The 4,384-nt window shown below is 64.2% G+C and carries 4 protein-coding genes and 1 pseudogene; 3 read left to right on the top strand and 2 right to left on the bottom strand.

The features are described 5' to 3' along the window. Positions 1-1,116 (bottom strand): 3-isopropylmalate dehydratase large subunit (locus tag Y707_RS27190; RefSeq protein ID WP_081744974.1); only part of this gene is annotated, 1,116 nt, incomplete at its 3' end. Positions 1,117-1,242: 126 nt separating this feature from the next. Between Y707_RS27190 and Y707_RS0117575 the strand changes: the two genes are divergently transcribed. The 3 genes from Y707_RS0117575 to Y707_RS0117565 all read left to right on the top strand — a co-directional run bounded on the left by Y707_RS0117575 (position 1,243) and on the right by Y707_RS0117565 (position 3,126). Then, positions 1,243-1,962 (top strand): IclR family transcriptional regulator, encoded by a 720-nt coding sequence (locus Y707_RS0117575; protein WP_026536042.1) that lies wholly within the window; start codon positions 1,243-1,245, stop codon positions 1,960-1,962. 387 nt (positions 1,963-2,349) lie between these two features. Next, positions 2,350-2,547: a helix-turn-helix domain-containing protein gene (locus Y707_RS0117570; RefSeq protein WP_026536041.1), complete on the top strand. Its 198-nt coding sequence runs from the start codon at positions 2,350-2,352 to the stop codon at positions 2,545-2,547. Positions 2,548-2,577: 30 nt separating this feature from the next. Then, positions 2,578-3,126 carry a DUF1697 domain-containing protein gene (locus Y707_RS0117565; protein ID WP_026536040.1) on the top strand — a complete coding sequence of 183 codons (549 nt, stop codon included), beginning with the start codon at positions 2,578-2,580 and terminating at the stop codon, positions 3,124-3,126. 160 nt (positions 3,127-3,286) lie between these two features. Here Y707_RS0117565 and Y707_RS31695 read toward each other — a convergent pair. Then, positions 3,287-4,384, bottom strand: a pseudogene (locus Y707_RS31695) (ABC transporter); the annotation flags it as partial.

The following is a 4,384-nucleotide window of genomic DNA, read 5'->3' as shown; positions in this document are numbered from 1 at the left end:
GTCCTCGACGCGGCTGTTGGTGCACGAGCCGAGGAAGACCGTATCCACGCGGATGTCCTTCATCGGCGTGCCGGCCTCCAGATCCATGTAGGTCAACGCGCGTTCGCAGGAGGCCTTGTCATTCTCGTCGGCGAAGTCGTCCGGGGACGGGACCGAACCGGAGAGCGAAACGCCCTGGCCGGGGTTGGTGCCCCAGGTGACGAACGGCTCGAGCTCATTGGCGTCGAGGAAGATCTCGGCGTCGAACACGGCGTCGTCGTCGGTTTGCAGTGACTTCCAATATTCGACGGCGGCATCCCAGTCCTCGCCCTCGGGAGCGTGCGGGCGGCCCTTCAGGTACTCGAAGGTGGTCTCATCCGGGGCGATCAGGCCGGCACGGGCGCCTGCCTCGATGGACATGTTGCAGATGGTCATCCGGGCTTCCATGGACAGCGCCCGGATGGCTGAGCCGCGGTATTCGAGCACGTAGCCCTGTCCGCCGCCGGTGCCGATCTTTGCGATCACGGCCAGGATGATGTCCTTGCTTGAGACGCCGGGCTTGAGCTCGCCCTCGACCGTGATGGCCATCGTCTTGAACGGCTTCAACGGCAGGGTCTGGGTGGCCATCACGTGCTCGACCTCGGACGTGCCGATGCCGAACGCCAGCGCGCCGAACGCGCCATGCGTGGAGGTGTGCGAGTCGCCGCAGACGACGGTCATGCCGGGCTGGGTCAGTCCGAGCTGCGGGCCGATGATGTGCACGATCCCCTGCTGCGCGTCGCCCAGGGAGTGGATGCGGACGCCAAACTCCTCGGCGTTGGCGCGCAAGGTGTGGATCTGGGTCCGGCTGGTCGCATCCGCAATCGGTTTGTCGATTTCCAGCGTCGGAGTGTTGTGGTCCTCGGTGGCAATGGTCAGGTCCTTGCGGCGCATATCGCGGCCGGCCAGGCGCAGTCCCTCGAACGCTTGCGGGGACGTGACCTCGTGGAGGAGGTGAAGGTCGATGTAGAGCAGGTCCGGCTTACCGTCCTCGCCCTTGCTCACAATATGGTCAGCCCATACCTTTTCCGGCAGTGTCTTGGCTGTCTCGACTGTATCGACGGTCTTGCCTGCGCTGCCTTGAACGACCGGGTCCATGGTCTCTTCCCTTCACCTGATGTGTGTTCAATCCAACTGAACGTAAAACCAACTGAACAGCACCCGCGCCTGTCTGCGCCACTGGCTGGACTTGCATCTCAGTATCTGAGACGGCAATATCAGTCTATGGACAATTCTAGCGGAGTCGGCGTCATCGATAAAGCAGCTATGGTGCTCGACGCGCTCGAGTCGAGGCCGGCGTCGTTGGCTCAACTGGTGACGGCGACCGGACTGGCGCGGCCCACCGTGCACCGGCTGGCCGTGGCACTGGTGCACCACCGGCTGGTCAACCGCGATATCCAGGGCAGATTCGTGCTCGGAGCACGGCTGGTGGAGCTCGCATCCGCCGCCGGCGAGGACCGGCTCACCGCCGCGGCCGGACCTGTGTTGCTGCAACTCCGCGACGCGACCGGCGAGAGCGCGCAGATATTCCGCCGGCAGGGCGATTCCCGCATCTGCGTCGCCTCGGCCGAACGACCCGTGGGGCTGCGCGACACGATTCCCGTGGGCACGCAGCTGTCCATGAGGGGCGGATCGGCCGCGCAGGTGCTGCTCGCGTGGGAGGATCACGACCGGCTGCTCGAAGGACTGACCAACGCGCGCTTCACGCCGACCGTGCTGGCCGGGGTGCGCCGCCGCGGCTGGGCGCAGAGTCTCGGCGAACGCGAACCCGGCGTCGCCTCCGTTTCGGCTCCGGTGCGCGGTCCGTCGGGACGGGTCATCGCCGCGCTTTCCATCTCGGGCCCGATCGAACGGCTCACCCGCCAGCCCGGACGGCTGCACTCCGACGTCGTCTGCAACTCCGCGCGGATCCTCACCGAATCGCTCCGCAAGTCCGGCGAATAGCGGCCCGGTCCCCCGCCGACCCGCCCGCCCTGCACCTCGGGCAATGTCACCCATTCCGCACTGTTCGCATCGCGAACCCGAACCCTTAACGCGAAAGCACGGTAAAGAACCACTGCCCCCGTACTTTAGGTTCATCCTCGGCTTGAACAACCGCCGCCCTCGTACATAGTGTTCACGCTCGGCATGTTCAGGCTCGGCGAAAACCTCAAATGACTGAGTATCCCTATTAACGCCAGTAACAAGGAAACCCCAAGCTCTAACGACTATTCCTAGACATACGCTATCGGCCAGACCGATAGGGCGAGCGAGTCGGGAGACATCATGAGTGCCGAATCATCACATCCACACCATCGGAAGCCAAGCCACAGTCCAAAGCCTTCCGAAGCGGTGAACAAAGTGTTCCATGGGGTGGAACTGCTGACCGTCGACGAGGTTGCGCAGGCACTGCGTGTTTCCAGAATGACGGTGTACCGGAAGGTCCATTCCGGCGAGTTGCCATCCGTGCACTTCGGCCGTTCCTTCCGCATCCCGGCAAGCGCCATGGACGCCTACCTCCCGCCTGAACTTCGTGAAGGACACGACTGACGGCCGGTGTAGGCCGCTACGCTTTGGGATATGACCACTTACGCGGTGTTTTTGCGGGGAATCAACGTCGGCGGCATCAACATCAAGATGGCCGATCTGAGGAAGGCTCTGTCCTCGCTGCCGCTGCGGGACGTGTCCACCTTGCTGGCCACCGGCAATATTCTTTGCGCCTCCGAAGCCGGTCCGGTCGAAGTCAAGAACCTCATCGAGACCTGCCTGCGGGACAACTTCGGCTACGACGCGTGGGTGGTCGTTCTGACGGCGGAGCGGTTGGCCGAACTCGTCGAAGCGTGCCCGTATCCTGGCGACTCAAAGGAGATGCACGCCTACATCACGCTGACATCCGATATCGAAATGCTGGATGAGTTGTACCAGGCGGCCGGCGGCGAAGCGAATGCGCAGCAGTATCGCCTGGGGGCCGAAGCGATGGCCCGGCAGGTACAGGTCGGCAAAACACTGGACTCTGAAATCAACAAATTGACAGCCAAAGCAAAATATAAACGTACGACGACGACACGCAACTTGCGCACGCTGATCAAGGTCCGTGACGCAGCTCAAGCGCACAGGTCTTTTCATTGAGGCCAAAATGTTATGAAATAGTAAGCAGGCTTGTCGTTCAGACTGGTTAAGCAGACTGCCAGCTGGCGGCGGGCCCGACTCTGAACAATGCTGCGCGTGCCGGTGCGTCTAACGAGCCGGCAAGCGTCGACAGTGCCTCCCTGTTGGCGCGTTGCTGTACCTAGACCCCCTTGGCCCCCTTGGCCCGGGCCAGTGCCGCATTGAACTGCCCCAGCCGGTCGATCTCAGCCTGGACCGGTTCCACTACGTGCTTGTCGGCGGCCGCGCCAACTGCAGCCCGGAGCCGCCGTCGGGCATTTTTGGCCCTGCTCCGCGCTCCGAGGCGGGCGAAGAACCCGGACATAATGGCCAGAAGTATGCCGAGCAGCACACCTCCGAGGAGCAGCAGCGTCGGCAGCGGAAATCCTTCCACTCTCGGCGTCTCCAGCACCGGCAGCTGCAGGTATCCCATGATGGCGATGAAACCGAGCCAGCCGGCGCCCACCACCGCCGCGGCGAGGGCGAGCCACTGCACGACGCCAATGACCGGCCACCACCAGGACTTCCGGTTGGCCCGCAAATCCGTTCCGGCAATTGCTTGATCGAGCGCGTCGGGCAACTCCTCCTGCGAGGCACGGGACGCGCGCCGGATGGAAGCCTTCCACGGTTCAGGTGCGCCCTCGCTGGCAGAATCGGCGAAGGCACGCACCGCCGAGTCCGCTTTGGCACGCTCGGCGGCTCCCGGTTCCGGCATGGAGGTCCGGTTCAGCTCCGGGTTCACATCATCGCGGCCCAAATTCAGTCTGCGCAGCGGATCCGGACGGAACTTTCCAAGCCAGCGGGTCACCGGCCAGCCGGTCTGCGCCCGCGCCCTCCTGCGGTAAGACCGGGCAACGGCGTCGACGACGGCCTCCACCCGTGCGGCCCCGGCAAGCTGGTCGACCAGCTGTTGCCGCTCGTTTTTGCCCACCGACGGGGTCGGCTTTTTCGCTGAAGGTTTCTGTTTCGTTGAAGCCGGCGCCGGCTCTTCGCCGTTCGACGTCGTTTCCAGCTGCTTCACGGCCCGGCCGACGTCGGCCATGAGCCGCTGCGTTGCCGCCTCGCGACGGGCCGCAACCTGCTGGATTTTCCCCCGCAGCACGTCGATGCCGGTACCGGTCACCGCAGAAACCGGGTGCACTTCGGCGTCAACAAGGCCGTCCTGGGCGAGCAGGCCACGCAGGGATTTCACCACCGGCTCGACCTCCCGCTCCTGGAGCCGGTCCACCTGGTTCAACAC

The organism is Arthrobacter sp. H14 (genome assembly GCF_000520495.1).
In the GTDB taxonomy this organism is placed as follows: Bacteria; Actinomycetota; Actinomycetes; order Actinomycetales; family Micrococcaceae; genus Arthrobacter_C.
Note: the sequence above shows the minus strand (reverse complement) of the source record. Positions and strands in the feature narration are given on the sequence as shown.